This is a genomic window from Moorena sp. SIO4G3, from assembly GCF_010692305.1.
Classification (GTDB): domain Bacteria; phylum Cyanobacteriota; class Cyanobacteriia; order Cyanobacteriales; family Coleofasciculaceae; genus Moorena; species Moorena producens_A.
Window position 1 is genome coordinate 1 of the sequence record NZ_JAAHIG010000581.1, and the last position, 3,779, is coordinate 3,779.

Below are 3,779 nucleotides of genomic sequence, written 5' to 3' on the forward strand. Positions count from 1 at the left end.
TATTTTCCGTCTCTGGTGCAACAGGCACGGAAATAGCTGACCGCGAAAAATCCCCCTCACCCCCTTACCCCCTCATCTTCCAAGGAACTAGTCACCAATTTCTGCCTAGGTGTACTAATAATTACGGGTAATGTAAGGGGTCGTTATCGTTTCTAATCTAGTTGAGAATCATCCCTCACCCATGCCCTATTACCCATATTATCCATTCCCAACAATATAGGAACTATTTTGGCACTAATTAATTTGACAGTAATTAATTGGACTTGGTACTAGAGCTTGTCGCCGTACTGGCTCAGGAAATCCTTGGGTGTCTTGACCTGATCAGTACCTTGTACTCCTTGTGGTTAAAACCTATCCACAACCCTTTTGATGCTACGCCCATAGTTTCAGCTACAATCTCCTGTACCGGATTGGCGGTGGAACAATGGATAGGGCAGACTTCTGACCACAGCTGAATCCCTTGAGGATTCTGAGTTGGATTAGATTTAAGCGTTGGATCATTTGCTGTAGCTCGGATCAAGTATGATCCAGATGCTTAACAGAAGACGATGCCAAATTTTAGCTGGCTCGAAGTTCCGATCATGACCTGATATAAGTCAACGACCGTTTTAATAAAGTGGGCGTTACCAATAATGATGATGTTACTCGCCCTGATAAAACTTCTATCGTAACCACTTTCAGTTCGATTGTCACCGACCTCTGAGCCTCAGTGAAACAGTAAAAACACTACATTGAAACAGTAAAAACACTAAACTAAACGTAAAACCTACATATTATCTCCAGTCGAAGTAAAATTACTGCCAAAATGCCAAATACCTACCGGCATCATAGATACTTCTTCTGATGGCAGGTGGTAACCTGTAGATCTAATTATCACCTCATCATTGACAAAAATGCATAAGTATGGGTATAGCAAAGGGAACAGGGAACAGCGGATCTGGGAACAGGGAACTTGGGATCAAAATTTTTACAATTCCTACAGGGATTGCTATACAAGCAAACTAACATCAATAAGCCACAGTTGTTGAGAAATTCCCGGAGAAATAACTCCCACAACTTACACAAAACTGGACTCCAAAACCTATAACCAAAACCTATAACCAAAACCTATAAGTAGTAGGGTGCGTTAATAACGCACCCTACAAGTAGAGTTATTGTGGAATTCCTGCTCTCAAAAAGAGACTAGACTTCTGGTGGAAGTAAGAAAGATTAGTGAAATGATTAGTGATGAATCAGTCTATTTGATCCATCTATGTAAAAAATGCATAATCCCTAAAGCCTTCTTGATGCAGTCGCTCATGGGGGAAACCACGGCAGTCGCTCATGGGGGGAACCACGGCAGTCGCTCATGGTTTGAAGTTACCGTAAGACAGTTGAGCCTTAATCAATAAGTTTGAACCCTTTTCTGCATAGCCTACCAACCATAAAGGCTCAACTGTCTAAGGTTTCGTCTCCGGGGGGGGACCCCCAAGACCGCGCTGCCTCCCCAAGACCGCGCTGCCTCCCCAAGACCGCGCTGCATCGCTAGAATGTTAAGCCTGTCGGTCGCAAAGCGTGAGCAAAGCTCAATCTCTACTTTGTATCTGTAGTTACTGGAGTGGCTGTAGTGGTTAACTCAATGTTTGGGGTTGCTACCCCTTGAACTACCAACACTGAGCAAGGAGCATGGTGAACAACATAGTTACTGACACTCCCGAGTACTATTTCTTTTAAACCCCCAAGCCCTCGACGACCTAGAACAATTAAATCCGCACCCCACTTTTGGGCTAGCTCACAAATTCCTAGACTCGGATCTGCCAATTGACAAGATACTTCGGCAGCAATACCCTGAGCATTTGCCTGTTGAGCATAACTCCTTAGCCACCCTTTGGTTTCCTCAACGTGTTTTTGCAGATTTTCTTGCTGAACCTTTCGCAGACTACCATACAGGTCTACATCGGCTATGGTGCCAAGACCGATGTAAGGAGTCATCAGTTCCTGAGTTTCCCAAAGGCAGTGTACTAGCATCAGAGTACTCTGTTCTTTTTCGGCTAGGTCTAAGGCGTGTTCAAACACTCCTTCTGCTTGGGATGAGCGGTCGATTGCTACCAGAATTTTTTTGTAAGCCATGATTAGTTTTTCCTTGTATCTTCACATGGGGTATCGAAGACATGGAATTTAGGCACTGCCAGAAAATCAATCAGGCCTTGCCTTTGTAGCGGAAAGATAGGGAAGATGGGGACGGTCGCAAAGCGTGAGCAAAGCTCAATCCCAAAGCGTGAGCAAAGCTCAATCCTGACGTTCACCCTTTGCGAGGATCACCGACATTGGAGACGTTGATTGAATAGTTTCCTGTAGTCAGTGGTTTAGTCAGATGTTACTCGATGTGATAGTGTTCTATAATTTAATTCTAGAAAAACTACTGACAGATATTAACTAATCGTTAACTATTTTTAATACTTATCGGCCTAGTTAAAAAAATAGCAATGAGATGATAATTAGTAGGATGATGATAATAAACGGTAAAAGTAGAGAAAAGTAGCGCCATCGTCCCAAGTGCTGTTACCGTAAACAATAATAAGGCTCAAACCAGGAAATGAAGGGACTCGACTGAGGTGAATCAGCCACTAACTCTACTACTCCGTCGTTATTAATAATCCATCGATTAGCTTCAACAATTCTAGACCGACGTGAGTTACCTGCATTAGAAGCATTAGAAGCACTCGAAGCTAAGATAGGATTTTTCCGGCGGCGAGCGCTGTGGCGAGGTAATGGACGTAAATCCATCCACAGGGTTTGACCCCGAAGCGGTTTAGTGGGGTCTGTGGGTAAACCACCCCGGCCAAATTGGGTAAATTGATTGCCATCATCGGTACCGCAACCAGTGGCAACTAGCAGTTTGGGATTAACAAAATTTTCCGGTAGCTGGAATAATGCAGCGCTAGGGTCGGCGGAAGGTGCATTAATTTCGACAGTACCGCTAAAGGAAGCTCCCAGTTGGGAAGAGGCGGTAATATCACTATCTGGAGTTTGTTGTTGCCGAAATTCAGTGCCAAAAATGCCTAAGGCATTGATAATCACTCGTCCCCCAAAGCTATTTTCAGCATTGGCAGTGATATCGCTATTTTCGAGGGCAACTAGCAAGTCAGTATCGATAGTAATGTTACCGCCAGTGGCAGCACCTTTCGCATTGGTAGTGATGTTACTGCCATCACGCATTAGGATAACCTGGGAATCGAGAATAATATTGCCCTTATCTCCAGCATTAACTTCAGCAGAAAGGGTAGCTTGATCTAATACAATCGAGGAGGCCGTAATGTCGAGATTACCGGCCTTGGCATTATCCCCATTACCACGAGCACTGACGGAAATTTCGGCACCATCGCGAACTCTCAAGTTGTTGCTGGTAATAATCACATCACCTGCAGCCGAGTTACCTTCTGAGAAGGCCGCAATCCGACTAGGAAACTGACTATCTTCTGAAATGCCAGTGACCTCTATGTCATTAACATTGAGGATGATATTCCCAGCTTGACCATCCCCTAAGCTAGAAGCAATCACCTCTCCACCATCACTGACCTCTAGCTCAGTTGCCCGAATGGTAATATTGCCAGCATCCCCAGCTCCACGGGTACGAGAGGAAAATACTGCTTCATCACTGACAAGCAAACGCTCGGTTTCAATGGTTAAATTGCCGCCAGGGCCGGTGCCGACGAGTGTAGCTGTAACCAAAGCGCTGGGAAATATACCATCAGGTGAGGTACCAATGGCTGAGACTTCCTTAGCTCTAACCGTTATAT

3 protein-coding genes are annotated in these 3,779 nt (G+C 44.7%); all 3 read right to left on the reverse strand.

The genetic code is table 11. The features are described 5' to 3' along the window. Positions 1-535 precede the first annotated feature (535 nt). Positions 536-655 carry an adenosine-specific kinase gene (locus tag F6J99_RS43110; RefSeq protein WP_365975390.1) on the reverse strand — a complete coding sequence of 40 codons (120 nt, stop codon included), beginning with the start codon at positions 653-655 and terminating at the stop codon, positions 536-538. A gap of 917 nt (positions 656-1,572) precedes the next feature. After that, on the reverse strand, positions 1,573-2,109 hold the full coding sequence (locus tag F6J99_RS43115) for a universal stress protein (RefSeq protein ID WP_293123100.1): 537 nt from the start codon (positions 2,107-2,109) through the stop codon (positions 1,573-1,575). Between the two features lie 432 nt (positions 2,110-2,541). Beyond that, positions 2,542-3,779 (reverse strand): S-layer family protein (locus F6J99_RS43120; RefSeq protein WP_293123103.1); only part of this gene is annotated, 1,238 nt, incomplete at its 5' end.